Origin of the sequence: Pseudomonas sp. NPDC098747 (genome assembly GCF_044760045.1) — a bacterium.
Lineage (GTDB): Bacteria > Pseudomonadota > Gammaproteobacteria > Pseudomonadales > Pseudomonadaceae > Aquipseudomonas.
Map to the genome: position 1 here is coordinate 57,978 of NZ_JBIWAL010000002.1, position 26,540 is coordinate 84,517.

At 59.5% G+C, this 26,540-nt stretch carries 23 protein-coding genes; 13 read left to right on the forward strand and 10 right to left on the reverse strand.

The window, feature by feature from the left end; translation table 11 throughout:
• Positions 1 to 35 precede the first annotated feature (35 nt).
• Positions 36 to 851 carry a gamma-carboxygeranoyl-CoA hydratase gene (locus ACIQVE_RS01350; RefSeq protein WP_402803780.1) on the forward strand — a complete coding sequence of 272 codons (816 nt, stop codon included), beginning with the start codon at positions 36 to 38 and terminating at the stop codon, positions 849 to 851.
• Entirely contained in the window at positions 851 to 2,800 is a 1,950-nt protein-coding gene (locus ACIQVE_RS01355; protein WP_402803782.1) for an acetyl/propionyl/methylcrotonyl-CoA carboxylase subunit alpha, read from the forward strand. The genes ACIQVE_RS01350 and ACIQVE_RS01355 overlap by 1 nt, the downstream gene beginning before the upstream one ends.
• Before the next feature lie 39 nt (positions 2,801 to 2,839).
• Here ACIQVE_RS01355 and ACIQVE_RS01360 read toward each other — a convergent pair whose 3' ends face one another.
• On the reverse strand, positions 2,840 to 3,499 hold the full coding sequence (locus ACIQVE_RS01360; RefSeq protein ID WP_402803784.1) for a LexA family protein: 660 nt from the start codon (positions 3,497 to 3,499) through the stop codon (positions 2,840 to 2,842).
• Between the two features lie 131 nt (positions 3,500 to 3,630).
• On the opposite strand from ACIQVE_RS01360, the gene ACIQVE_RS01365 reads away from it, so the two are divergent.
• The 3 genes from ACIQVE_RS01365 (at position 3,631) to ACIQVE_RS01375 (ending at position 6,949) form a co-directional block, all read left to right on the forward strand.
• Entirely contained in the window at positions 3,631 to 3,969 is a 339-nt protein-coding gene (locus ACIQVE_RS01365; RefSeq protein WP_042559920.1) for a DUF6124 family protein, read from the forward strand.
• Positions 3,970 to 4,446: 477 nt separating this feature from the next.
• Entirely contained in the window at positions 4,447 to 5,598 is a 1,152-nt protein-coding gene (locus tag ACIQVE_RS01370; protein ID WP_402803787.1) for a M14-type cytosolic carboxypeptidase, read from the forward strand.
• 151 nt (positions 5,599 to 5,749) lie between these two features.
• Positions 5,750 to 6,949 carry an MFS transporter gene (locus ACIQVE_RS01375; protein WP_402803789.1) on the forward strand — a complete coding sequence of 400 codons (1,200 nt, stop codon included), beginning with the start codon at positions 5,750 to 5,752 and terminating at the stop codon, positions 6,947 to 6,949.
• On the opposite strand, the gene ACIQVE_RS01380 is transcribed toward ACIQVE_RS01375, so the two are convergent.
• Together ACIQVE_RS01380 and ACIQVE_RS01385 are read right to left on the reverse strand one after the other, a co-directional pair.
• Positions 6,946 to 7,497 (reverse strand): cytochrome b, encoded by a 552-nt coding sequence (locus ACIQVE_RS01380; RefSeq protein ID WP_402803791.1) that lies wholly within the window; start codon positions 7,495 to 7,497, stop codon positions 6,946 to 6,948. The two genes, ACIQVE_RS01375 and ACIQVE_RS01380, sit on opposite strands and share 4 nt — an antisense overlap.
• A complete protein-coding gene (locus tag ACIQVE_RS01385) occupies positions 7,494 to 8,600 on the reverse strand; it encodes a catalase family peroxidase (RefSeq protein WP_402803793.1) in 1,107 nt (368 codons plus the stop codon). The genes ACIQVE_RS01380 and ACIQVE_RS01385 overlap by 4 nt, the downstream gene beginning before the upstream one ends.
• Before the next feature lie 157 nt (positions 8,601 to 8,757).
• Between ACIQVE_RS01385 and ACIQVE_RS01390 the strand changes: the two genes are divergently transcribed.
• From ACIQVE_RS01390 to ACIQVE_RS01400, 3 genes are all read left to right on the forward strand, one after another.
• Positions 8,758 to 9,264 carry a sigma-70 family RNA polymerase sigma factor gene (locus tag ACIQVE_RS01390; RefSeq protein WP_402803796.1) on the forward strand — a complete coding sequence of 169 codons (507 nt, stop codon included), beginning with the start codon at positions 8,758 to 8,760 and terminating at the stop codon, positions 9,262 to 9,264.
• Entirely contained in the window at positions 9,261 to 10,016 is a 756-nt protein-coding gene (locus ACIQVE_RS01395; RefSeq protein WP_402803798.1) for an anti-sigma factor family protein, read from the forward strand. The genes ACIQVE_RS01390 and ACIQVE_RS01395 overlap by 4 nt, the downstream gene beginning before the upstream one ends.
• Before the next feature lie 203 nt (positions 10,017 to 10,219).
• Positions 10,220 to 11,533 (forward strand): leucine-rich repeat-containing protein kinase family protein, encoded by a 1,314-nt coding sequence (locus ACIQVE_RS01400; protein ID WP_402803799.1) that lies wholly within the window; start codon positions 10,220 to 10,222, stop codon positions 11,531 to 11,533.
• A 126-nt stretch (positions 11,534 to 11,659) separates the two neighbouring features.
• On the opposite strand, the gene ACIQVE_RS01405 is transcribed toward ACIQVE_RS01400, so the two are convergent.
• Positions 11,660 to 12,364, reverse strand: a complete 705-nt coding sequence (locus ACIQVE_RS01405) for a YebC/PmpR family DNA-binding transcriptional regulator (RefSeq protein ID WP_402803802.1) — start codon at positions 12,362 to 12,364, stop codon at positions 11,660 to 11,662.
• Positions 12,365 to 12,585: 221 nt separating this feature from the next.
• Between ACIQVE_RS01405 and ACIQVE_RS01410 the strand changes: the two genes are divergently transcribed.
• Positions 12,586 to 13,983: a type VI secretion system Vgr family protein gene (locus ACIQVE_RS01410; protein WP_402803804.1), complete on the forward strand. Its 1,398-nt coding sequence runs from the start codon at positions 12,586 to 12,588 to the stop codon at positions 13,981 to 13,983.
• A gap of 229 nt (positions 13,984 to 14,212) precedes the next feature.
• On the opposite strand, the gene ACIQVE_RS01415 is transcribed toward ACIQVE_RS01410, so the two are convergent.
• Together ACIQVE_RS01415 and ACIQVE_RS01420 are read right to left on the reverse strand one after the other, a co-directional pair.
• Positions 14,213 to 15,604: an FAD-dependent oxidoreductase gene (locus ACIQVE_RS01415; RefSeq protein WP_402803805.1), complete on the reverse strand. Its 1,392-nt coding sequence runs from the start codon at positions 15,602 to 15,604 to the stop codon at positions 14,213 to 14,215.
• Between the two features lie 73 nt (positions 15,605 to 15,677).
• Complete coding sequence (locus tag ACIQVE_RS01420) at positions 15,678 to 17,003, reverse strand: MFS transporter (protein ID WP_402803806.1); 1,326 nt, start codon at positions 17,001 to 17,003, stop codon at positions 15,678 to 15,680.
• Between the two features lie 269 nt (positions 17,004 to 17,272).
• On the opposite strand from ACIQVE_RS01420, the gene ACIQVE_RS01425 reads away from it, so the two are divergent.
• Positions 17,273 to 18,145, forward strand: a complete 873-nt coding sequence (locus tag ACIQVE_RS01425; protein ID WP_402803808.1) for a LysR family transcriptional regulator — start codon at positions 17,273 to 17,275, stop codon at positions 18,143 to 18,145.
• 106 nt (positions 18,146 to 18,251) lie between these two features.
• Here the strand turns inward: ACIQVE_RS01425 and ACIQVE_RS01430 are convergent, their stop codons facing one another.
• Positions 18,252 to 19,112, reverse strand: a complete 861-nt coding sequence (locus ACIQVE_RS01430; RefSeq protein WP_402803810.1) for a LysR substrate-binding domain-containing protein — start codon at positions 19,110 to 19,112, stop codon at positions 18,252 to 18,254.
• Between the two features lie 112 nt (positions 19,113 to 19,224).
• Here ACIQVE_RS01430 and ACIQVE_RS01435 point away from each other — a divergent pair, with 112 nt between their 5' ends.
• Together ACIQVE_RS01435 and phnX are read left to right on the forward strand one after the other, a co-directional pair.
• Positions 19,225 to 20,334 (forward strand): 2-aminoethylphosphonate--pyruvate transaminase, encoded by a 1,110-nt coding sequence (locus ACIQVE_RS01435; RefSeq protein ID WP_402803812.1) that lies wholly within the window; start codon positions 19,225 to 19,227, stop codon positions 20,332 to 20,334.
• A gap of 143 nt (positions 20,335 to 20,477) precedes the next feature.
• Positions 20,478 to 21,305, forward strand: coding sequence for a phosphonoacetaldehyde hydrolase (gene phnX, locus ACIQVE_RS01440; RefSeq protein ID WP_402803814.1), 828 nt, complete (start codon positions 20,478 to 20,480; stop codon positions 21,303 to 21,305).
• A 106-nt stretch (positions 21,306 to 21,411) separates the two neighbouring features.
• Here phnX and ACIQVE_RS01445 read toward each other — a convergent pair whose 3' ends face one another.
• Entirely contained in the window at positions 21,412 to 22,083 is a 672-nt protein-coding gene (locus tag ACIQVE_RS01445; RefSeq protein WP_402803816.1) for a hypothetical protein, read from the reverse strand.
• A 325-nt stretch (positions 22,084 to 22,408) separates the two neighbouring features.
• On the opposite strand from ACIQVE_RS01445, the gene ACIQVE_RS01450 reads away from it, so the two are divergent.
• On the forward strand, positions 22,409 to 22,957 hold the full coding sequence (locus ACIQVE_RS01450) for a cytochrome b (protein WP_150618328.1): 549 nt from the start codon (positions 22,409 to 22,411) through the stop codon (positions 22,955 to 22,957).
• Between the two features lie 62 nt (positions 22,958 to 23,019).
• On the opposite strand, the gene ACIQVE_RS01455 is transcribed toward ACIQVE_RS01450, so the two are convergent.
• Both ACIQVE_RS01455 and ACIQVE_RS01460 read right to left on the reverse strand, forming a co-directional pair.
• Positions 23,020 to 23,955, reverse strand: a complete 936-nt coding sequence (locus ACIQVE_RS01455) for a 1-aminocyclopropane-1-carboxylate deaminase/D-cysteine desulfhydrase (RefSeq protein WP_402803819.1) — start codon at positions 23,953 to 23,955, stop codon at positions 23,020 to 23,022.
• A 170-nt stretch (positions 23,956 to 24,125) separates the two neighbouring features.
• Positions 24,126 to 26,165, reverse strand: coding sequence for an FAD-dependent oxidoreductase (locus ACIQVE_RS01460; protein ID WP_402803821.1), 2,040 nt, complete (start codon positions 26,163 to 26,165; stop codon positions 24,126 to 24,128).
• Positions 26,166 to 26,540 lie beyond the last annotated feature (375 nt).

The window sequence follows — 26,540 nt, forward strand, 5'->3', positions numbered from 1 at the left end:
GCTCGCTCCCACAGAAACCGTGGAGACGGATGAATATGAGCGATTTCAATACCCTGGAACTACAGGCTGATCCACGCGGTTTTGCGACTCTGTGGCTCAACCGTGCAGAGAAGAACAACGCCTTCAACGCCGAAATGATCCGCGAGCTGATCCTCGCCCTCGACAAAGTCGCCAGCGATGCCAGCCTGCGTTTCCTGCTGGTGCGCGGGCGCGGCAAGCACTTCAGCGCCGGCGCCGATCTGGCGTGGATGCAGCAATCGGCCGAACTCGACTATCACACCAACCTCGACGACGCTCGGGAACTGGCGGAGTTGATGTACAACCTCGCCAAACTGAAGATTGCGACCCTGGCCGTGGTGCAAGGCGCGGCGTTCGGTGGCGCTTTGGGTCTGATCAGTTGCTGCGACATGGCGATTGGCGCCGATGACGCGCAGTTCTGCCTGTCGGAGGTGCGCATTGGTCTGGCGCCTGCGGTGATCAGTCCGTTTGTGGTGCAGGCCATCGGCGAACGCGCAGCTCGTCGCTATGCCCTGACCGCCGAGCGTTTTGGTGGCCAGCGTGCGCGGGAAATCGGCTTGTTGTCCGAAAGTTATCCCAGCGCAGAACTTGAGCAACAGGTCGAGCAATGGATCGACAATCTGCTGCTCAACAGCCCCGCTGCCATGCGCGCCAGCAAGGATCTGTTGCGTGAAGTCGGCAACGGCGCGCTGACGCCAGCCCTGCGCCGCTACACCGAAAACGCCATCGCCCGCATCCGCGTCAGCCCAGAAGGTCAGGAAGGCTTGCGCGCCTTTTTGCAAAAACGTCCGCCCAACTGGCAAGCCGCAACCACTACCAAGGAGCCGCGTTGATGAGCGCACCTGTTCTCACCACCCTGCTGGTGGCCAACCGTGGCGAAATCGCTTGCCGTGTCATGCGCACCGCCAAGGCTCTGGGTCTGAAAACCGTCGCCGTGCACAGCGCCACCGACCGTGAGGCGCGACACAGCCGTGAAGCAGATATCCGCGTTGATCTGGGCGGCAGCAAAGCGGCCGACAGTTATCTGCAAATCGACAAACTGATCGCGGCGGCCAAGGCCAGCGGCGCGCAGGCGATTCATCCGGGTTATGGCTTTCTTTCCGAGAACGCCGGATTCGCCCGCGCCATCGAAGCGGCCGGTCTGATCTTCCTCGGCCCGCCCGCCTCGGCCATCGACGCCATGGGCAGCAAATCCGCCGCCAAAGCGCTAATGGAAACGGCGGGCGTGCCGTTGGTGCCGGGTTATCACGGCGAAGCGCAAGACCTCGAGACCTTCCGTGATGCCTGCGAACGCATCGGTTACCCGGTGCTGCTCAAAGCCACTGCCGGTGGTGGCGGCAAAGGCATGAAGGTCGTCGAGGAGGTCAGCCAGTTAGCCGAAGCCCTCGCCTCTGCTCAACGTGAAGCGCAATCGTCCTTCGGCGATTCGCGGATGCTGGTGGAGAAATACCTGCTCAAGCCACGTCATGTGGAAATCCAGGTATTTGCCGATCAGCACGGCAACTGCCTTTACCTCAATGAGCGTGATTGCTCAATCCAGCGCCGCCATCAGAAAGTCGTCGAAGAGGCGCCGGCCCCGGGCCTTACGCCAGAACTGCGCCGAGCGATGGGCGAAGCCGCTGTGCGTTCGGCACAGGCGATCGGCTACGTTGGCGCGGGAACCGTGGAATTCCTGCTCGATGCTCGCGGCGAATTCTTCTTTATGGAGATGAACACACGGTTGCAGGTTGAGCACCCGGTGACCGAGGCCATCACCGGACTGGATCTGGTGGCATGGCAAATCCGCGTTGCCCGTGGCGAAGCGCTGCCGATGACACAGGAGCAAGTGCCGCTCAACGGCCATGCCATTGAAGTACGTTTGTATGCCGAGGATCCGTCGAATGACTTTCTGCCGGCCGCCGGACGTCTGGCGTTGTATCGCGAATCATCTGACGGCCCAGGACGCAGGGTCGATAGCGGCGTCGCGGAAGGTGACGAGATTTCGCCGTTCTACGACCCGATGCTCGGCAAGCTGATTGCCTGGGGCGAGGATCGTGAGCAGGCGCGCCTGAGGCTGTTGAGCATGCTCGACGAGTTTGCGATTGGCGGTTTGAAGACCAATATCAATTTTCTGCGACGGATCATCGCTCACCCAGCGTTTGCTGAGGCTGAGCTGGATACCGGATTTATTCCGCGTTATCAGGAGCAACTGTTGCCAGCTCCAAGCGAGTTAAGTGATGCGTTCTGGAATATGGCGGCACAGGCGTTTGCGCAGAGCCTGCCAGCGGTTGCACGGGCAGATGACCCTGCTTCGCCATGGGCATTTAATAGTGGGTTGCGGGCAGGTCTGCCTCGTGAAATCACCCTGCACTTGAGTTGCGAGGGCCAGGATCGCGCGTTGACGTTGGGTGCAGGTAGCAACGCGAAACTGTTGGGTGAAGCACTGATTGTCGAGCACGACGGCGTGCGTCGTGACTTGCGCGCTATCCGTCAGGGCGATTCGTTGTATTTGCAGTGGGAAGGCGAGTTGCGGCGTATCGAGTCGTACGACCCGATCAGCGCTGTCGAAGCCAGCCACGGTCATCAAGGCGGGCTGACTGCGCCAATGAACGGCAGCATCGTCCGGGTTCTGGTCGAAGCCGGTCAATCGGTCGAGGCCGGTGCGCAACTGGTGGTGCTGGAAGCCATGAAGATGGAACACAGCATCCGCGCGCCACACGCGGGAGTGATCAAGGCGCTGTATTGCCAGGAAGGCGAAATGGTTGGCGAAGGCAGTGCTTTGGTTGAACTGGAAGCCGTGTGAAATGAAGATCGATCCTACGCCTGGCGAGGATCGATCTGACTAGAAACGCGCCGTTGCCTGAACCACTACGCCGATAATTCGACACTCATCGGTAAACAGGGCTTTCGGCCAGGTCGGATTGAGCGGCACCAGGTAACGCTGGCCGCCCTCTTCGTCGAGTTTGCGAAAAATCGCTTCATCGCTTTCCGGCCATTGGGCGATCACCAATTTTCCGGGTACCGCCTCCACCTCCGGATCCACCAGAATCAACATGCCTTCAGCAATGCTTGGGCCACTGGGCGCGGTCATCGAATCCCCTGTCACCGTCAGCCAGAACGCTGCACCTCGGGCGTGGTAATCCGTCAGTTCGAAGCGCTGTTTATCGGTCGCGGGCGCATAGGCCGGCTGCCCACTTTCGCGCACTTCGCACGGTGTGCGCCAGTCACTGACCGGGTAACGGAAGTACGGGTTGTACTTCTGCGCCAGTGGCATCTCGTCATCCGGCGTCTCCTGCGGCTCGCGGATCAGCAGCACCACTTCCAGATAATCCATGCCCAGCGCTTGCAGCACGCGATTCATTTCGGTGATGCCCGGTTCTCTACGTTTGTTCAGCCAATGACCGATCCCTCCCTGGGACATACCGACGCGCTCTCCGAGCACTGTTTGAGTGACTTTGAGTTCACTCATCTTGGCCTTGACCAACTCAATCCATTTATCCATGTGCGGCACCTTACGCGGAGGCCTTTCGCGCGACAAAACACAAATTGTAGTATTTAATTTTTAGTGACAACTACACTTCGTACTATTCTGAAAGCACGGATTTTCAATCGAACAAGGAGTGGCCCGCCATCATGAACATCAGCAGCAAAGACTTGCCCGATCTGCAAATGGACACCACGTTCACCTCGCCACAAGGCAACGCGGCGGCACAGCGAGCACTGGACTATTACTTGAAACCAGCTGTGTCAGAACCTGAGGTCGATGAGCGTTTCTTCGATGTCCGGCGCCATCTCAGTGGCGAAGAAGCCTTGGTGCACGCATCCGATCTGCTGCGATGCGCGGCAGCCACCGCGTTCAAGGCAGCAGAAAACCTGCAGGGTGCGAGCCGTGACCTGGCATTTTCGGTGGTGCACATGGTGGATATGGCGCGGGCGATGGTCGACCACTCGCTCGATGGCGAAGAAACCTGAGTACGAGAGATCGTGCGCAAGGAAAGAATTTTCCAATCGAGCAGATGAAAACATTTGACTTGCAAATGATAATGATTATTATTGCACGCAGCTGGTCGCGAGATCAGTCGATGGGCCAGAGACCTTAGGTCGGTCTTCTGGACTATCTCCTCATCAGGCTAATCACGGTTTTTGACCCGGCTTTTTGCCGGGTCTTTTTTTACCCGTTTTTCGGGCTTATAGCTTCAGGCTAATGAAGTCTTAGATGCTGCAAATTCGATGGCGCGGATAATATCAAAAGAATATCGATTGGCAAGACAAGCCCGGCTGCATTGGGGAAAACTAACGGCAGATAGCACTTGAGAATCAATCGCATACACACTAAGCTGCATCCGCGTCATGGAGGACGCCCCCGCCTCCACTCCACAATTCCCCTCGGTTTCACCCCTGTCTTGTGTGTAAAGTAACGGCCATAAAAATCATATTCAGGAACCGATTATGACCGTGGCCAAATCTTCGTTCGACATCAGCGCCAACTTCGACAGCGGCAATATCCAAGTCATCGATATCAGTAATCCGCTCAACCCGGTTCTGGCCATCCGCCCGGACACCCGCAGCGCGCATTTCCAGTGGTTTCACTTCAAGGCCAGCGGTTTGCATGTTGGCCAGGAACACTGGTTTCGCCTGAACAACGCCAGCCAATCGACTTACAGCAAAGGCTGGCCAGGCTATCAGGCAGTGGCTTCCTACGATCACGTCAACTGGTTCCGTGTGCCGACGATATTCGAAGGCGACTGCCTGCGTTTCTCGCTTGAAGCCACCCAGACCCACGCGTGGTTCGCCTATTTTGAGCCCTACAGCCGTGGCCGCCACGACTGGCTGATCGAGCAAGCGCTGACCAAGGCCGGCACCGAACTGCTGGCCACCGGCAAGAGCGTCGAAGGCCGCGACATTCAGCTGCTGCGCAAAGGCACAGGTGCCGAAGGCCAGCGCAAAGTCTGGATCATCGCCCAGCAACACCCGGGCGAACACATGGCCGAATGGTTCGTGGAAGGCGTGATCGAGCGCCTGGAAAGACACGATGATCCGGTATTGAACAAGTTGCTCGCCAGCGCCGATCTGTACTTGGTGCCGAACATGAACCCGGACGGCGCTTTCCACGGTCACCTGCGCACCAACGCCATGGGCCAGGACTTGAACCGCGCCTGGCAGAACGCCAGTCAGGAAGTCAGTCCTGAAGTGCTTTTCGTGCAGCAGCAAATGGAAAAATACGGTGTCGATCTATTTCTCGACGCCCATGGCGATGAAACCATCCCTCACGTGTTTACCGCCGGTTGCGAAGGCAATCCGGGTTACACACCACGAATCGAGAAGCTCGAAGAGCATTTCCGCACTCACCTTAAGCACACCACCAAAGACTTCCAGACCAAGTACGGCTATACGCGTGACGAACCGGGCCAGGCCAACATGACCCTGGCATGCAACAGCGTCGGCCAGAAGTACGATTGCCTGTCGCTGACCCTGGAAATGCCGTTCAAGGATCACGACGACCATCCCGATAACGTTACCGGCTGGTCGGGCAAACGCTCCAAACAGCTGGGCAAAGACGTGCTGACCACCATTGCCGACATGGTCGATACCCTGCGCTGATCCCCCGCCCTCGGTAGTCGCAAAAGATCGCAGCTTGTCTGCGATCTTTTGTTTTGTGCATTGCACAGCCTCGACCTATCAGGTTGCAAAAAGAAACCAGATTACCTACTGTGGTTCTGGTTTTAATTTGAAACCTAAAAGGAATCCGGGCATGAAACCTCATTCACTCAACAACAGCGTAGTGCTGCTCTTTGCCGTTGCCTGTGGCCTGGCTGTAGGCAATGTGTATTACGCACAGCCGCTGCTGGACGCCATGGCCGAAGCGTTTGCCATGTCGCCGGCAACCATCGGCATCGTGATTACCCTGACTCAGGTCGGTTACGGCGTCGGCTTGGTGCTGCTGGTGCCGCTTGGCGATTTACTCAACCGTCGACGATTGATCGTCGCGCAAACGCTGCTGTCGGCCGCCGCGTTGCTGATGATCGCGCTGGCACCCAGCAGCTTGTGGTTGCTGCTCGGCATGACGTTGACCGGTTTGCTCGCCGTGGTGACGCAAGTGTTGGTGGCTTACGCAGCGACGTTGGCGATCCCGGCACAACGCGGGCGCGTGGTTGGCGTGGTTACCAGCGGCATCGTAGTCGGCATCCTGCTGGCGCGCACGGTCGCAGGCGCCATGGCCGATCTGGCTGGGTGGCAGGCAATTTATCTGCTGTCGGCGGGGGTTACGTTGTTGATGGCTTTGCTGTTGTTTCGCGTGCTGCCCAAAGATGAAGATGCGCAACCGATGACAACGTATAGCGCATTGATCATCTCGGTATTCAGTTTGTTCAGAGAAGAGCCCGTGCTGCGGCAACGTGCAATGCTCGCCCTGCTGACCTTCGCCAGCGCCATGGTGTTGTGGACGCCGATGGTGCTGCCACTGGCCGCCCCGCCGCTGTCGCTTTCCCACAGCGAAATCGGATTGTTCGGACTCGCCGGTGCCGCAGGCGCGCTGGCCGCCGCCCGTGCCGGGCATTTGGCTGATCGCGGTCTCGGCCAATGGGTCAGTGGGTTATCCCTGTTGCTGATGCTCGGCTCGTGGTTGCCGATCGCCCTCACCCAATCTTCGCTGTGGGCGTTGCTGCTCGGCGTGATCACCCTGGATCTGGGTTTGCAAGCCGTGCACGTCACCAGCCAAAGCATGATCTACAGCGTACGCCCCGAAGCACAAAGCCGCCTCACCGCCGGTTACATGTTGTTCTATTCGATCGGCAGCGCACTGGGCTCGATTGGCTCCACCGCCATGTACGCGTGGGCCGGCTGGATCGGCGTGTGCTGGCTGGGTGCGGGCATCAATGCCGTGGCGCTGGTTTACTGGTGCCTGACGCTGAAAAGTGGCGCATCTTCTCAATGCGCCACTCAGGCCGGCTAACCGCGATCGCGCCCGCGGCCGCGCAACATACTGTCGAGCACCTCGTCGCGGCGCACCCAGCCATGGAACAGCGCCGCCGCCAGGTGCAACAGCACCGTCAGGAACAACAGATACGCCAGATACCCATGAGCCTTGCGCAGCAACGCAAACAACTGCGCATCGGCCGGCACAATCGACGGTAACAGCAGCGAACTGCTAAGCATCACCGGTTCGCCCGACGCACTGATCATCGCCCAACCCAACAGCGGTAATACCAGCATCAAGGCATACAGCAACACATGCGAAGCCTTGGCCGCCAACGCCTGCCAGTCCGGCAAATCGGCCGGCAGCGGTGGTTGCCGAGTGGAAAAACGCACCAGCAGCCGCACGATCACCAGCGCCAGAATCGCAATACCCAAGGGCTTGTGCAGATCGATCAGCCATTCATGGCGCTCGGAAACCGAGGTGACCATGCCGGCGCCAATAAACAGCATGGCGATGATCATCAGCGCCATCAGCCAATGCAGCAGCCGCGCCAGCAGCGCGAAATGAGTCGGTTGAGCGCTCATGGACGAGCCTCCTGTTTAGCGGCGGGCAACTGGCTGACTTCACTGGTGCGTCGCAGGTAGGAATTGGAGTAACCGGCGGAGCGAGCCGCGAGCAACGGATCGTCGGAACCTTGAATCCCGGCCGGCAGCACCAGCGGATCGTAGTTGATGTCGCGGCACTCGCCGCTCAGTTGCGGTTGGGTTTGCTGCAGTACCAAAGTCCCGGCATTCAATACCTTGCGCCCCTCGGGCCACGCCTTGCTGGCGTCGTTCACCGGGTCATCGGCATTGGCCAAAGTGATGTTCAACTGAAAACGCAAAGGCGCAGAGGCCAAGCGTTGCACCAGATCTTTTTCCAGAAAATCGCCACCTTGAGGTGCGGTGGCACCCGCAGCGTCCTGCGCCAAGGGTTTCATACTCCAGCGCACAGCCTGTTTTTTGCCGCTGGCGTCCACCAGATAGAACGCATTGACGCTGTTATAGGTTTCAGTGGCGTAACTGGCTGACGGCTTGGCGGTCTTGACCCAGGTCAGAAACGGCACGGCTTCCGGGTGCGCTGCAAAAAATGCTGGCACCTTGGTAGGGTCCGGTTTCCCGGTGGCCGGGTCCGGCGACTGCGCTTGCTGCAACTGATAGAACGCCTCAGGCGTGCCGACCGGGAACACCGGCATGCTGTTCATTCCGGTGCGCCATTGCTGACCATTGGCCTGGGTGAATCGCAGCGCCAGACTGCGGATCGGCACACTGCTGTCCGGCGCATAAGGATTGCCCGCCGGCAGTGCGAAACGCCCGACCACCGAGGTGCGCGGTTCGTTGAACACCTGCGCGGTGGAAAACACCCGCGCCTCGCCACTGCTCTCGAAATGCCCGATCACGCATACGCCTTTGGCGTGATTACGACGAAATCCGGGATGCACGCCGTTGTTCTTCTCCAACACATCGACCAGCGCTTTGGGCGTCAGACGTTGTGGGTCAAAAGTGCCTTGAACGTAGGCAAACGCCCCGACCACGGCGGCGACTACCACTGCAATGGCACCCAGACGCAATACCAGGCTCGCGGCACTCAGTGGCGGGCGCTGCGGCCCGCCGGGCGGTGCAGCGTTGGGTGATGAGCGATCAACCATGAACGACTCCAGGGCCAGCGGCCACAAGTAGGAAGAATCAGCAAGACGCACCCCGTCAGGATTTATTCCTTCGCTCGGTATTTATTTTTCCGAACGTGGAATAACCTCCAACCCCGGGCGTCTCCCTAGTCCACAGCGTAGTGACTAGCAGAAATTCATGAGCGAATTCGACGAACAGTTGAGAGAAATCATTCCCAGATTGCGCCGCTTTGCCGTGTCGTTAACGCGCAATAGCAGCAGCGCTGACGATCTGGTGCAGGCCAGCCTTGAGCGGGCCCTGTCGAGTTGGGGCGGCAAACGCGCTGACGGTGATCTGCGTGCCTGGCTGTTTTCGATCCTCTACCGGCAGTTTCTTGATGCCCATCGCCGCTCGCGCCGTTATGCGCGGATGCTCGAGTTTTTCACGGGGCGCGACGATGCCGAGCCATCGGTGGAGCGCAGCGTGATCGCCCAATCGACCCTGCAAGCGTTCGACCGATTACCCAGCGAACAGCGCGCCCTGCTGCTGATGGTCTCGGTTGAAGGCCTTTCCTACAAAGAGGTCGCCGAGATTCTCGACGCCCCGATCGGCACCGTGATGTCGCGTCTGTCCCGCGCCCGCCAGGCCTTGCGCCAACTCAGCGACGGCGAAATCAGCAGCCCTTCTTTGCGGATACTCAAATGATCAGCCTGCCTCCCAACGAACGTGACCTGCACGCCTACGTCGACCACCAACTCAGCGACGCCGACCGGCGCGTGCTGGAAACCTGGCTCGGCAACCATCCAGACCAGGCCGCCCAGGTTCGCGCCTGGCAAAAGGATGCCCAACAACTGCGCGCGGCACTGAGCGGTGAATTGCAGCAACCGGCCAATCCAGCGCTTGATCCGGCGATGATTCGCCAGCGCCGCCAGCGTCAGTCGCGCCGCCACCTGGCCAGCGCGGCGGTATTGCTGATCGCGGTGAGCGTGGGAGGTTTCAGCGGTTGGCAGGCCCGGGAAATGACCTTGGTGCGCACCTCCGTATTACCAATGACCGACGCGTTGCAGGCCTATCGGTTGATTGCCCAGCAAGGCATGCTGCCAGCGGATTACAAGGTTGACGGCGATGGTGACATGCAGCGTTGGCTTGATCGCTATTTCACTCAGGTCAGTCGCTTGCCGGATTTGACGGCGGCGGGTTTTGAACCGGTCAGCGGGCGCTTGCTGAGTACCGATGAAGGGCCAGCGGCGATGGTGATGTATCAAGATGCGAGTGGGCACAAGGTGAGTTTTTATGTGCGACCACCTGGGCCGAAAAACACCTTTTTGCCGCGAGGCAGTCGCAGTGATGGGGATTTGCAGGCGGATTACTGGTCGGGCGGTGGTTACAACTATGCGATGGTCAGCCCGGTTGATACGCCCGCCGCGCAACAGCTCAAGCAATCGCTGCAATTTTGAAAAATCGCGCAGGTCACCCGGTGTGCGAGCTTGCTCGCAAATGCGGACTCGCAATCATCAGTTTCGACTGATCGGCCCCTTTGCGAGCAAGCTTGCGCCCACAGGGTTTCGCGGTGTTGGAAAGATCCGGCTCAGCCTCAAACCGCGACTTTGCCGCTATCATGTCGCCCATTCCCAGCGACCCTCTATTTGCGAATCCCCTCATGCACACCCTTGCTCAATTGCGCGCCGGCGAATTGTCGGGCATCACGCGGCTGGATCTGTCCTGCGGCCTGACCGAATTCCCGGCAGAAATCTTCGATCTGGCCGACACCCTCGAAGTACTTAATCTCAGCGGCAACGCCTTGAGCAGTTTGCCGGATGACCTGCATCGCCTGACGCGATTGCGCGTGCTGTTCTGCTCCGACAACCAGTTCACCGCGCTGCCTGCCTGCCTCGGCCAATGCGCTGCGCTGACGATGATCGGCTTCAAGGCCAACCGCATCGCCAACGTACCGGGCACCGCCCTGCCACCACTGCTGCGCTGGCTGATCCTGACCGACAACTGCATCGAAACCCTGCCGAGCGAATTGGGCGAACGCCCTTATCTGCAAAAACTCATGCTGGCAGGCAATTGCCTGCAATCGCTGCCGTCTTCACTGAGTAATTGCCATCGACTGGAACTGCTGCGCATCGCCGCCAACCAGTTGACTGAGTTGCCACAATGGCTGCTAACGTTGCCAAGCCTGACGTGGCTTGCCTATGCCGGTAATCCGCTGGAAACCGAAGCCGACGCCGCTGCCCTTCAAGCCACACCGCAGATCGACTGGTCAGCGCTGCGCCTGGAGCAACAACTGGGCGAAGGCGCCTCCGGGGTAATTTCCCAAGCGATCTGGCAGCGCGCCGATGGCTCGTCAATGCCAGTTGCGGTGAAGCTGTATAAAGGCGAGATGACCAGCGACGGCTCACCGCTGCACGAAATGAACGCCTGCATCACCGCTGGATTGCACGCGAATCTGATTCGAATTGAAGGGCGCATCCACGGCCACCCCGACGGCCAGCAAGGTCTGGTCATGCAACTGATTGATCCGAGTTTTGCCAACCTGGCGGGATTGCCGAGCCTGGCGTCCTGCTCGCGGGATGTCTATGCCGAGGATCGCCGCTTCAGCGCACAGGTTGCACTGCGCATTGCCATGGGCGTTGCGTCGGCGGCGGAGCATCTGCATCAACAAGGCATTACCCACGGCGATCTCTACGGGCACAACATTCTGTTGAACGATCAGGGTGACTGTTTACTCGGGGATTTCGGCGCAGCGTCGTTTCATGCCACCACCGACAGCCTCGAAACGCAGGCGCTGCAACGCATCGAAGTACGGGCGTTCGGGGTTTTGCTGGGGGAATTGCTCGCGCGAATCGACTCGGGGCTGAGTGATGAACGGCGTGAAGTGCTGGAAGCACTGGAGCGGCGCTGCTGTCAGGCGGATGTGCTGGGGCGGCCGGGGTTCAGTGAAGTGATTGAGGTTTTGCAAAAGCCGTGACCGCTGCGCGGTCAATCGCGGGCAAGCCCGCTCCCACAGGTATGGCGTCGTGCACAAATTCTGTGATCGCCACGAACCCTGTGGGAGCGGGCTTGCCCGCGATGGCGGCTCTACTGAATAAACAAATCAGCCAGCCAGACCAACGAACATATCCTGCACATCGTCATGGTTGTCGAGGCCTTCGAGGAACGCTTCAACCTCAGCCATCTGCTCATCACTCAAACCACTGACCGGGTTTTTCGGCTGGTAGCCGAGCTTGGCCGACAGCACGGTGAAACCTTGTTCCGGCAGGGCTTTCTGCACGGCGTCGAGGTCGGTCGGATCGGTCAGGAACAGGGTCGCGCCCTCTTCACCCGGCTCGAAATCCTGGGCACCGGCTTCGATCGCGGCCATTTCCGGATCGGCGTCCGGGGTGTCCGCCGACGCTTCGATCATGCCGACGTGATTGAAGTCCCAGGCCACCGAACCTGAAGCGCCCAATTGGCCCTTGCGGAACGCCACGCGGATTTCCGCCACGGTGCGGTTGATGTTGTCGGTGACGCACTCGACGATCAACGGCACCTGGTGCGGAGCGAACCCTTCGTAGGTCACGCGGTGGTATTGCACGGTTTCACCCAGCAGGCCCGCGCCTTTCTTGATTGCGCGGTCGAGGGTTTCCTTGGGCATCGAGGCTTTCTTGGCCTGCTCAACTACCAGACGCAGGTGCGCGTTGGTCGCGGTATCGGCACCGTTGCGCGCAGCAATGGTGATTTCTTTCACCAGTTTGCCGAAGATCTTGCCCTTGGCATTGGATGCCGCTTCTTTGTGTTTAACCTTCCACTGTGCGCCCATTACTCACTCTCTTGATCTGTGGCGCCGAGACATCTATTGGCCGACGCGTGGCGCCAAGTTTATACGGCCTAAAGTCGGCAATCGACCAAAAAAATCCAATGTGGAATCGACATCTTCACCAGACCTTGTAGGGCGATTCTGAAAACACCCTTTGACATGACCATTCAGCGCCGCGGTTTCGTACCCTCTGAGACCCGTATTGCCTGACAGAGCCTGTTCGAATGCTCAATGACAAGGAAAGTCCGTTTACCCTCACCCTGACCGACAGTGGATTATGCCTGCCGGTGGTGCGTTTCAATGGCGAGGAAGCGCTCAACCAACCCTACCGTTTCGACATCGAATTGATTGGCCTGGCCCCCGCCGTGGCGCCGGGCATGCTGGTGCAGCAACCGGTATTTCTGCGTCTGGACGACCATCACGGCATTCACGGCATGATCGACAGTGCCAGTTGCGAGCATCGCGGGGCGCACCGGATCGGGTATCGACTGATCGTGGTGCCGGCGCTGCAACGGATGGCGCAGCCGAGCAGACGGCGGGTGTTCGTGCAACTGAGCGTGCCGCAGATTCTTCAACAGTTGCTCGCTGAAAATGCCCTTCCAGCCGACAGCTACCGGATCGAAATGACCGTGGGTCAGTATCCTGCGCGGCCGTTCTGCGTGCAGTTCGAGGAAAGCGATCTGGCACTGCTGCACAGGCTTTGCGAAGAAGAAGGCATCCACTATCACTTCGAGCACCGCACGGACGGGCACGTTGTCGTGTTCGCAGATGACAGCCTGAGCCTGCCGCAAGAACCGGCGCTGCTGCCGTTCATGGATGATGAGCAAGCGTCCTCGCCCTGTGTCAGTTCGCTGTACCAGCATCACCATGCCGCGCCCATCCCAATGCTGCGCGCCGTGCGCGATCGGGGGCTGCAGACTGTCGGCGAGGATGCGGCCAATCAGACCCCGTCAAAACCGTCGATGCCGACGCCTTCGCCACAACAGCGCCACAGTGAACAACGTAGTCGTCGTCATCTTGAGCGACAACGTTGCCAGCATCGTTCGATCAATGGCCGCAGCGACTGCGTCGGATTGCTCAGCGGGCATTTGCTGCAAGTGACGGAACATCCGATCAGCCATTTCAACGAACAATGGCGGATCACCACCCTACGCCATCATGGGCAACACCCATCGATACTCGACCCGGCTCCGACGGTGCACCGTTATTACAACGATTTCACCGCGCAACCGTGGTCGACCGACTTTCGCCCGCCGCTCAAGCAACCGCGCCCGAGCGTTGCGGGCTATCACCTGGCGCAAGTGCTGGGGACGCCCGGGCAACCTGCGCGACTCGACGCGCAAGGACGTGTCGCCGTGAGGCTGTGGCCATCGGAACAACCGCCAGCCGCCGACACCGACGCCATCTGGCTGCCCGTCGCCATGACCCGGGCCAACGGCCGACTCGCGCCTGATGAACTGCCTAACGTCGGCAGTGAAGTGTGGGTGAGCTTTCTCGACAGCGATCCGGACCGGCCGATCCTGTGCCTGGGCACCACCCGCAACCCCACACCCCGCGAAACACCGCCTGCGCCCGACAACAGTCTGTTGCTCGACTGGTTGCTGAATCGCGCCAGCCCATGACTTGACCCATACCTTCATCCGGTGCCTTCACTCGACCCCCATGACTTGACCTTGTGAGATCCACTGTGGCGAGGGGATTTATCCCCGTTGGGCTGCGAAGCGGCCCCGGTCCAGACAGCCTACGTTTGACTGACGCACCGCATCGAATGGCTTTGGGGCTGCTTCGCAGCCCAACGGGGATAAATCCCCTCGCCACAAAATCAGTCACCGACCATTGGATCTGATTAACTCAGCCCTTGTCAGCCTTGCCCGCCGCCGCGGCGAATTTCGCCAGGCGCACGTCGAGATGCCGTGGCCTGTGGCCATGGTCTTCGGCGCGCTCCTTGCGGCGGATGGCGTTGCGCACCATCAAGGAGCCGAGATAACGAATCGGCTCCGGCGGGAAATAGCCCAGCGGCCCGCTGACCAGCGGCGAGCGCGTCCACGGGTTGTCCAGCCCCTGCACCAGCGACGCCAGAATCTGCCCGCCCATGTGGCACGGGCCGACGCCGCTACCCGAATAACCGAAACCGTAAAACACATTGCCGCTGCTGCTCATCTGACCAAAGAACGGCAAACCGGTCACCGAGCGATCCGACGGACCGTTCCAGGTCGCATCGACTTTCACGTCAGCAAACGCCGGGAAAAAATCGCCAAGACTGCTTTTCAGCAGGTCAGCGTAAGGCGACGGCTGATCGAACACCGGCAACATCCGCCCGCCATAGGCGAAGGTGTTGCCGCCCTTGCCGAGCATGATCCGGCCATCCGGGGTGTTGTGGTAGTAGTGCACGAAAATCCGTGAATCGAGCACGGTGACGCCGCTGGTCAAGCCGATTTCCTGCAACAGATCCGGACGCGGTTCGGTGATCAGCATGTCGCTGGAAACAATCGCCACGCTGCGTTCGAATTGCGCGAAGGCGCGGGCCATCCACGCGTTCATCGCCAACACCACGCGGTCTGCCTGCACATTGCCGTTGGCCGTGCGAATCCGTGCTGGACGGCCCTCCTCCAAACCGGTCATTGCCGTATTTTCGTGAATCTTCACGCCCAGTCCCAGTGCGACGCGGCGCAAACCACGCACCAGTTTGCCCGGTTGCACACTGGCTGCTGCAGGGGAAAACCAGCCCTCCAGATGCTTGCTGGAACCGGCCATGTGCTGCACATCAGCCACCGGACGCTGGGTGAACGAGTTGATGCCGTTGCGCTCAAGCGCAGCGATTACCGCGTCAGTCGAGCCGACTTGCGCACGATTGGTCGCGGTATAAAGCGTGCCATCGAGCCGGTAATCGGCATCGACGCCGTACTGCTCGCAGAACTCGCCGATCGCATGAATGCTGCGTTCGGACTCCTTGACCAGGCGCACCGCTTCCTCGACGCCGAACAAGCGCTCAAGGGTGAAATACTTGGCCGACCACGACAGCGCACACCCGCCGTTACGCCCACTGGCGCCGGCGCCGCAGATGTCGGCTTCGATCAGCAGCACATCGAGCTCGGGGTTCTGTTGCTTGAGCATGATCGCCGTCCACAACCCGGTATAACCACCGCCGACGATGCACACGTCGGTGCGCACTTCGCCTTGCAGCGGCGGGCAGATTTCGGAGGTGTCAGCCTGCAAGGCCTGCTCCAGCCAAAACGGTCTCATGGGATTTCTCCAGTCAGTTGGCCACGGCACAGCCTGCCGCGAACACCGCAGCAGGCCGCGAGGCAAAGGGTTGTCAGTTACGCAGAGGTTTGATCGTCAAGCGGCAGTTGGGGATGGACGCGCGCGGTTCCATGAACCCGACCGGGCGGCTGTTCCAGTGCGGAATCAACACCAACGCGGAAAACAATGCGCAACCGGCGAAGACGATGAACACCGTCACCGTGTCGAAGTAGCCCGGCAGCAAGCCACCGAGTACTGCGCCGACCGAGCCGCAGCCGTTGACGAAGCCGGCCGCAGTGGCACCGGCCTTGGCTTTGCCGAAATCGATGGCGGCCGCGCCGCTGATCATCGAGTCGGGGCCGTAAAGGGTCAGGCCCATGACAAACAGCAACGCCACCACCAGCAAAACACTGCCGGTCTGCAAGACAGCCATGAACAGCGCCAGCGTCACGGTCAGCGCCAGCAGACTGATAACGCAGGCTGGCATGCGCCGCGCGCCAAACAGTTTGTCCGAAGCCAGACCGATCATGATCGGCCCGAGCAACCCGGCCAGCTCGAACGAAGTGGGAATGATCGCCGCACCGACTTTGCCGACGCTGGGCATCTGTTCAAACACGATCACCGGCCCCCACAGCAGAATCGCGTAACGCGCCGGTTTCAACATGAAATACGCCAGGCCCAGCACTAGCACCGTGCGATTACTCAGGATTTCCTTCAAGGGTTCCCAAACGCTGAGCTTGCTGTTGGCTTCGGTCTCTTCGGCGCTCAACACAGGCTCCGGTTCCCCCGCCGGCAAGCCCACGTCTTCCGGTTTATCGCGCTGGAAGATGAAGAACAACACCGCGACCACCGCCACCACTGCCGCACTGGAAAAAAACGCCGCGTGCCAGCTGCCGACGAGCGTGTAGGCCCACCAACCGGCGAACGGCGACGCCACCAGCCCACCAAATGCGTAGCAGGAACTCCACAAGCCGAGCACTCGCCCACGCTGTTTGGACGGGTAGAAACTGCCAAGGTTTTTACACAATCCCGACCATCCCGTGGACTGCGCCAACCCTTGAATCAACATGCAGGTGGCGAAGATCGGCAGCGTCGCGAAACTGCCCATCACCAGCGCCGCCGCCGCAGAAATCAGCAAGCCACCAAACACCACAACCCTTGGGCCAAAGCGGTCGGCGAGCATGCCCCAAGTGAATTGACCGATGGCGTAAGCCGCCAGGTAGATGGCATCGAGGTTGGCCATGGTCATTTTGTCGAGCATGAAATTCGGATCTTCGCCGATGCCGAGTTTGGCTACCGAAAACGCTTTGCGGGTGAAGTAGAAAGCGGCGTACGCGAGCCATGTGATCGCAAAAATCTGCATGCGCCAACGCGCAATGGTGCCGATGTGCTTGTTCATTGTGGTTCTGACCTCAGGGTGTGAGTGTGCCGGCAGAATCGTTGAGTAAACGCCTGTGTTTTTTATTGTTGAGCACTGCGATATCACCCCATCCCTATGGCGATACCGGTCAGATGAGTCCTGCTGTTGCACGCACAGACTCATGGCCGGCGCCGCTGCTTGAACGAGCAGTCGGCGCTGGTGTGAGCCGATCAAAGCAATTACTGTTTAATAAATAAAATCGATTTATCGTATTTCACACATAAGCTGAGCTTTTAACTGGAGCCGCCATGTCAATTTCCCACGCCCAACTCAAAGCGTTCCACGCCGTGGCCGTGCATGGAAGCTTCACCAAGGCCGCTCAGCGCCTTTTTCTCACGCAACCGGCGATTTCCGACCAGGTGCGCAAACTCGAAGAACGCTTTGGGGTTTTGCTGTTTCATCGCAATAAACGTTCGGTGCGCCTGACCGATCTGGGCGAACGCTTGCTGGCGATCACCCAGCGTCTGTTTGTGATTGAAGCTGAGGCGCAGGAGTTGTTGCAGGAATCCGAGGCGTTGCAGACCGGCAGTCTGATTCTGGCGGTGGATGCGCCGGTGCATGTGCTGCCGCAGATCGCGCGGTTCTGCGAGCGCTTTCCGGGCATCAGCGTGAAAATCGAGACCGGCAACACCGATGAATCGTTGTTTCGCCTATTCAACTATCAGGCTGATCTGGCGCTGCTGGGGCGTGATGTCAGCGATGAACGCTTGCTCTGCGTGCCACTGCGCAACGATCCGATGGTGGCGTTTGTTTCGCGTAATCATCCGTGGGCCGAGCGTGAGTCGATCTGTCTGGCGGATCTCGATGACACGCCGTTGGTGCTGCGCGAACACGGTTCGGTGACCCGGCAAACGCTGGAAGAGGAAATGGCCCGGGCCGGGTTTCGCATTCGCCCGGCGATTCAGGTCGAAGGCCGGGAAGCGGCGCGCGAGGCGGTGGTGGTGGGGATTGGTGTGGGGGTGGTTTCAGCGGCTGAATTCGGCGCCGACTCACGGGTCTGCGCACTGCCGATTACCGATTGCACCCGGCGTTTGACCGAGACCTTGGTATGCTTGCGCGAACAGAGTTCGCGGCGAGTGGTGGCGACCTTCCTGGATATGGTTCGCGAAAGTCTGGTGTAGGCCACAGCGGCCCCTTCGCGAGCAAGCTCGCTCCCACATTGGTCCTGCGGCGCATACAAATTCCCTGTGGGAGCGAGCTTGCTCGCGAATCAGACACCACGGTGCTTCAGGCTGGGGCTAATCCAAAAAACGCCTGAATCAAGCGCAACTCTCGCCGCCGTTCCATGCAACCGATCATGTGCCGATTGACCAATCCCTCGCCGACAATCGGAATCGCCACCACCCGTGGGTCGTGGCTGACTTCCACCGATGACACCACGCCAACGCCCAACTGCGCGGCGACTGCTTCGGTCACCGCCTCACGACTGTCGAGCTCCAGCAACACGCGCGGATGAATCGACGCCTGCGCGCAGGCCAGATCAAACGTACGCCGGGTAATTGAACTCGGTTCGCGCAGCACCATGATCACTTGATCCAACTCCTTGAGTTTCACCTCGGCCGCACGCGCTGCCCATGGATGCCCCGCCGGCACCAGCGCGCAAATCCGCGACTCGCTCAGTGCTTGCAGATGCAGTCCCTTGCGCGGTTCGACTTCGGTCAGCACCGCAACGTCCGCGTGTTCCGACAATAACGCCGCCAGCGTTTCCTGGGCATTGCCCAGCCGCAGATTCACGGTGATCCCCGGGTAGCGCGCGCGCAAACTGGCCAGCATCGGCATCACCATGTGTGGGCCGTCCGCCGCCACTTCCAGCCTGCCTGTCAGCAATTGGCGGTTGGCCTCGAGCATGGTCTGCGCCTCTTCGGCCAAGCCAAACATTGCGCGAGTGATCGCCGCCAGTTTGGTGCCCTCCTCGGTCAGTTCCACCCGTCGCGCGGTGCGCCGCAACAACGTGATCTGGTAGTGCTCCTCCAGCGCCTTGATGTGCCCGGTCACTGCCGGTTGGCTGATAAACAAACGCGCGGCGGCGCGGGTGAAGCTGCCTTCGCGCGCCACGGCATCAAACGCGCGCAGTTGAAACAGGTTCATGAATAACTCTCACTGATGGCTAGCATAACAACAAACAATTTGATTGATGCAGCAGCAAATTGCAACGTATGCCCCGTAGCTTCATCCCACAGCGTTATCCGAGGACACAAGAATGAGTATCGCCGAACCCATCCTGCTCACTCCCGGCCCGTTGACCACTTCGGCCCGTACCCGCCAGGCGATGATGGTCGACTGGGGGTCATGGGATGATCGCTTCAATCAACTGACCGCCAGCCTTTGCGAGCAATTACTGGCGATCCTCAACGGTGCCGCGACTCACCACTGCGTGCCATTGCAGGGCAGCGGCACCTTCGCGGTCGAAGCGGCGATCGGCACGCTGGTGCCACGCGACGGCAAAATACTGGTGCTGATCAACGGCGCCTACGGCAAGCGTCTGGCGAAAATCTGCGAAGTACTTGGCCGCTCGTTCAGCACTTTCGAAACCGCTGAAGACGAACCGACCACCGCCGCCGACGTCGACCGTCTGTTGCGCGCCGACAGCGATATCACCCACGTTGCGCTGATTCACTGCGAAACCAGCACCGGCATTCTTAATCCGCTGGCGGAAATCGCCCGCGTCGTCGAACAACACGGCAAGCGCCTGATCATCGACGCCATGAGCTCCTTCGGCGCGCTGCCGGTGGATGCGCAACAAGTGCCGTTCGACGCGCTGATCGCCGCGTCAGGCAAGTGCCTGGAAGGCGTGCCGGGGATGGTTTTTGTCTTTGCTCGCAAAGAGTCGTTGGCCGCAGCCGCCGGCAATTCGCACTCGCTGGCAATGGACCTGTTCGACCAGCACACCTACATGATGAAGACCGGGCAATGGCGCTTCACTCCGCCGACCCATGTGGTCGCGGCGCTGCACGAAGCCTTGCTGCAATACAACGAAGAAGGCGGCCTGCCGGCGCGACACGCGCGCTACGCCGCCAACTGCCAGGCACTGATGGAAGAGATGGGCAATCTCGGTTTGCGCAGCTTCCTGCCAGCGGCGATTCAGGCGCCGATCATCGCTACGTTCCACGCGCCGAATGACCCGCGTTATCAGTTCAAGGACTTCTACGAACGGGTCAAGGCCAAGGGCTACATCCTCTACCCCGGCAAACTGACCCAGGTCGAAACCTTCCGCATCGGCTGCATCGGCCACGTCAACCCGGACCAAATGCGCCAAGCGGTCGCAGCCGTAGGCGAAGTACTGCGCGAGATGGAAGTGCTCGAAATCTGAATCCTCACCCTACTCCCCTGTGGGAGCGAGCTTGCTCGCGAATGCGGTTGAACATTCAACATTGATACAGCTGACACACCGCTTTCGCGAGCAAGCTCGCTCCCACATTTGAATTGCATTGCCAACTCAGGAATTTGATTGCCATGAACTACACCAACCCAACCAAGCTGCAAGCCGCCATCCTCGACTGGGCCGGCACCGTGGTCGACTTCGGTTCCTTCGCGCCGACGCAGATCTTCGTCGAAGCCTTCGCCGAATTCGACGTTCAGGTTTCCATCGAAGAAGCCCGCGGGCCGATGGGCATGGGCAAGTGGGACCACATCCGTACTCTGTGCGATCAGCCACAGGTGGCCGAGCGTTATCGCAAAGCGTTCGGCCGCACGCCGACCGACGATGACGTCACCGCCATCTACGAGCGCTTCATGCCGCTGCAAATCGAAAAGATCGCCGAACACTCGGCGCTGATTCCCGGTGCCCTGGACACCATCGCCAACCTGCGCCAGCAAGGGATCAAGATCGGCTCCTGCTCCGGCTACCCGAAACAGGTGATGGATAAAGTCGTCGAACTGGCCGCCATCAACGGCTACGTCGCCGACCACGTGGTTGCCACCGACGAAGTGCCGAACGGCCGACCATGGCCTGCGCAGGCATTGGCCAACGTGATCACGCTAGGCATCGACGATGTCGGCGCGTGCGTGAAGATCGACGACACCGTGCCCGGCATCCTCGAAGGTCGCCGCGCCGGCATGTGGACGGTGGCGCTGATCTGCTCGGGCAACGCGCTGGGCCTGGATTACGAGGGTTTCCGTGCCTTGGCCAGCGATGAATTGGCCAGCGAACGCAAGCGTATCCATGCGCTGTTCGAAAGCTCGCGCCCGCATTACATGATCGACACCATCAGCGATCTGCCGGAAGTGATTGCCGACATCAACAAGCGTCTGGCCAACGGTGAAATGCCGCAATCCTGCTAACTCCCAAAAAAAACACCGCCGACTTAATAGCCAGTCGGCGGTGTTTCTGTTTTACAGATTGAGACGCAGACAATCACGAAACTTCACAAGTAAACCAACCGACAACTTATGGCGAGACAAGATTACCTTGCGCATCGTAGGCGAGGCCGTCCGGATATCGGGTACTACCGTCAGGAAGTTGCTCTGTTCCATCCTCCCAAACAATACGTCCATCAGGGTATTCGATCGTATTATCCGCCCAGATAATCCGGCCATCGGGAAACTCGACACGGCCGTCCTGATGATGAATAACGCCATCCGGGGCCTTGAGTAAGTTTTTACCCGCATCAATCAGACTGCCATCGGGAAGGGACGCAGAGCCATCAGTATTGAGGATTCCGCCCAAACTGATAATAAGTGTCGCCAGAGCAACCGGATCAATATTGAAGTTGATGTTCGGCCAAGGCATGGGGGGCCTTTTCGTTTCAACAGGTCGGGCAATACCGCCGGGAGTTGTAGGTCTGGTTGGCGAAATGGGCTTGACTGGCGCAACGGGTTTTACCGGTGGTTTAACTGGCACAATTGGCTTAACCGGCCTGACGATTGGTTTGACGGGAGGCTTGACTGGTACAACAGGTTTGATGGGGGGTTTGACTGGCACTACAGGTTTGGGCGCCACTGGCTTGACGACTGGCTTCGGCCTGAAAACAGGCCATTTGGCCATAGCCTTTTTAATAAAATAAGCGCTTTTATTTTTATTAGAGAACATAAATAATCCAATTGAATAATTAAACAACATTAATACCCTCAAGCAACTATCTGCACCCGAGGACTTACCCACACAGTAAACAGCCCGACATAACCAAGCAATCCGAAGTCAAATACAGAATATAAACAACAAGCCGTTACACCATCATTGAACCCGCAAGTCCAAACTGCAAAAACAATTAACACTCATTTAATGCAGCCACTCCACCCAACGCCATAAAACACTTCCAAGTCGCACCACCGCGTTGAAAAAACCTCAACCAATCAGAGCAAAAATGCGCCATCGGGTTTACAGTCAATGCATGCCGTCGCTCAAGAACGGCTCGTTTGAACCCTGATTTGTGAGGAAACACCGGATGCCGTGGACAAGTTCCGAATCTCGCTACAGCACCGTGTCGGTCGTGTTGCATTGGCTGATGCTGGTTTTGTTGATTCTGGTGTACGCCAGCATGGAATTGCGCGGCTTCTTCCCCAAGGGCAGCGGCGGTCGCACGCTTATCCGCGAAGTGCATTACATGCTCGGTCTGACCGTGTTCGTGCTGGTGTGGTTTCGACTACTGGCCCGGAGCGTCGGTGCGGCGCCGAAAATCTTCCCGGCCTCGCCACAATGGCAAACGCTGCTGGCGCGGCTGATGCACTGGGCGCTGTACCTGTTCATGATCAGCATGCCGATTCTCGGCTGGTTGATCACCAGTGCCGAGGGGCATCAGGTGATGTTCTATGGCTTCGACCTGCCGCTGTTGGTGAGTGAAGACAAAGCCTTCGCCAAGCAGGTGGAGTATTGGCATGTGCTGATCAGCACCGTCGGTTACTGGCTGATCGGGCTGCATGCGCTGGCGGGGCTTTATCACCATTATGTGGTGAAGGACAACACGCTGCTGCGGATGATGCCCAAGCGTGGGTGATCCCGACGTTAGGCACTGCAAGGACGCTGTGGTGAGGGGATTTATCCCCTCGCCACAAAAGCTCAACTGACTAGAGAATGAGTGTTGAACCCCCGCCGCCCCTGCAATCCGCCGGTATGCACGAAAATCAGCCGTGTGCCGCTAGCGAATTTACCCGCCTCGACCTGCTGTTTGAGCGCCAGCAACGCCTTGCCGGTGTACAGCGGCTCCAACGGTACGCCGCTGTCCAGCTCGGCCTGTGCAATGAACGCCAGCAATGCCGAATCAACCTTGGCAAAACCGCCGCGACTGGCATCAATCAGCTCATAGTCAGCACTGGCCTTGCCGGCTTCGCGCAGAATCGACTCGACTTGCGCCGCCACGCCGTGATCTTCGGGCACGGCCAACGCGCCATACACCGGGTGCGCCCCGGCCTCGGCGAGTACCAGCCCGGCCAATGTCGTCCCAGTGCCGCAGGCTAGCCACCAACCGTGGTAATCGCGCCAACCCAAACGGCTCAATTGCGCATCGACCTGCTCTTTGACGGCTGCACAACCCAGCGCCCCGGCTAATCCGCCACCGCCCTCCGGCACCGTATGCAGATTTGGATACAGCGCTCGCCACGGCGCCCAGAACCCTGGTTCATGTCGCGCCCGATAACCGCCATAACCCAGCCAATGCAGCTGCATGCCGTACGCTTGCAGATCGGCGACGGTCGGTGTTTCTTGCGGATGACCGCGCAGCAGCCCCACCGTTTCAAACCCCAGACGCTTGCCCGCCGCCGCCAGCGCATGCAGGTGATTGGAGTGCGGGCCGCCGAGACTGATGATGCCTTCGGCACCGGCGCGATCCGCGTCTTTGAGGTGTTCGACGAGTTTGAACCACTTGTTGCCGCTGATCAGCGGGTCGATTTGATCGAGGCGCAAGATGGCGACTTCAACATTGGCGGCGGTGAGCCAGTCCAGATGAAGCGGTTCGAGTGGAGCTCGGGGGAGCCAATTGGAGGAAGGAAGAAGCATGGGCGACTAGTCGTTCGGAACAGAGCCCGCATTCTAGTCGCTCATAAGCAGCCATCGCGAACTGGCTCACTCCTACATTGGATTGTGGTGTTCACAAAGTCTGTGAGCAACACAAAACCTGTGGGAGTGAGCCTGCTCGCGATGGCCATTGGCGCGCTAGACCGGCGGGGTCAAAGCTCTGCAGCCAGACGCGAACCCTGATTGATCGCACGCTTGGCGTCCAGCTCAGCCGCCACATCAGCGCCACCAATCAGGTGCACATTATGCCCGGCCGCCACCAGGCCATCGTGCAGTTCACGCAATGGATCCTGCCCCGCGCAAATCACGATGTTGTCCACCGCCAGCAACTGCGGTTCGCCGGTTTCGCCGATGCGGATGTGCAGGCCTTCGTCGTCAATACTCAGGTACTCAACACTGTTGAGCATCTGCACCTGCTTGTTCTTCAAACCGGTACGGTGAATCCAGCCAGTGGTTTTGCCCAAACCGTCGCCGACCTTGGTTTTCTTGCGCTGCAACAGGAACACCTCACGCGCCGGCGCGTGCGGTGCCGGTTTGATCCCGGCCACACCACCACGCGCTTCGAGGTTGGCGTCGATGCCCCACTCTTTCCAGAACGCAGCGCGATTCTGACTGGTGGCAATACCTTCGTGAACGAGGAATTCCGAGACGTCAAAACCGATGCCGCCTGCGCCAATCACCGCCACGCGCTTGCCGACCGGTTTGCGCTCGAGTATCACGTCCAGATAACTCAGCACCTTGGCATTTTCAACACCCGGAATCGCCGGCGTGCGCGGCGCAATACCGGTGGCGAGGATGATTTCGTCGTAACCGCCATCGACCAGTTTCGCTACGTCGACGCGGGTGTTCAGGCACACCTCGACGTGGGTGGTTTGCAGCTTGCGATTGAAGTAGCGCAGGGTTTCGAAAAACTCTTCCTTGCCCGGCACGCGCTTGGCGATGTTGAACTGGCCGCCGATTTCGCTGGCCGAATCGAACAACGTCACCTGATGGCCGCGCTCGGCAGCCACAGTCGCGGCCGACAACCCGGCAGGGCCGGCGCCGACCACGGCGATCTTCTTGATCTGCTGCACCGGCAGATAGTTGAGTTCGGTTTCGTGGCAGGCACGCGGGTTGACCAGGCAACTGGTGAGCTTGCCGCCGAAAGTGTGGTCGAGGCAGGCCTGGTTGCAGCCGATGCAGGTGTTGATTTCGTCGGCGCGACCTTCGGCAGCCTTGTTGACGAAGTCCGGATCGGCGAGGAACGGCCGCGCCATCGAGACCATGTCGGCATCGCCTTCAGCAAGAATCTGCTCGGCAATTTCCGGGGTGTTGATGCGGTTGGTGGTGATCAGTGGAATACTCACCGAGCCACGCAGCTTGGCCGTGACCTTGCTGAATGCCGCACGCGGCACCTTGGTGGCGATGGTCGGAATGCGCGCTTCGTGCCAGCCGATGCCTGTGTTGATGATGGTCGCGCCGGCCTGCTCGATGGCTTTGGCGAGAATGACGATCTCGTCCCAGGTGCTGCCACCTTCGACCAGATCAAGCATCGACAGACGGAAGATGATGATGAAGTTCGGGCCCACCGCTTCACGTACGCGGCGAACGATTTCCACCGGCAGGCGCATACGGTTTTCGTAGCTGCCGCCCCAACGATCGGTGCGATGGTTGGTGTGCGCGGCGAGGAACTGGTTAATGAAATAACCTTCCGAACCCATGATTTCCACGCCGTCGTACTCGGCGGTTTGCGCCAGCACCGAACAGGTGACGAAATCGCTGATCTGCTTCTCGATGCCTTCCTCGTCCAGCTCTTTAGGCTTGAACGGGTTGATCGGCGCCTGAATCGCACTCGGCGCGACCTGTTTCGGGCTGTAGGCATAGCGACCGGCGTGGAGGATCTGCATGCAGATCTTGCCGCCCGCCTCGTGCACCGCGCGGGTGACGATGCGGTGTTTGAGCGCTTCTTCCTCGGTGGTCAGTTTGGCCGCACCGGAATACACGCCGCCCTCGTCGTTCGGGCCGATCCCGCCAGTGACCATTAGACCGACACCGCCACGCGCGCGCTCGGCAAAGTAGGCGGCCATGCGCTCAAAGCCACCCGGTTTCTCTTCAAGGCCGGTGTGCATCGAGCCCATCAGGGTGCGGTTGCGCAGCGTGGTGAATCCCAGATCCAGCGGGGCCAACAGGTGCGGGTAATGAGCGGCGGTCATCGGTAACTCCACAACGAGCAATCACGGAAAAAGTGCGGGAGCTCTGCGTCCCCCGTCAGTCATGTACGACAGACTATGAGTCGCATCGCTGTCACTCAATGACCGTAACTGACAAGTTAATGATCTAAATGCGCAGCGCCCCTTGGCAAGCCAGACCATGAGCCCTACCCTAGTCGCCATACCCTGCATGAGTTTTCACTAAGATTGGAATTCTTTTCATTAAGACTGGAAACAGCCAACCAAGCCAGCGGGCCGCGAAAACCTTAAACGCCAGAATCGGCGTTGTTTAAACGCCAAAATTAAATGCGCCTCGTTTACTGCGACAGTCAAAGAAAAATCGCCTAGCACTGAACTCAAGTGCGCTCCAGCGGCGTG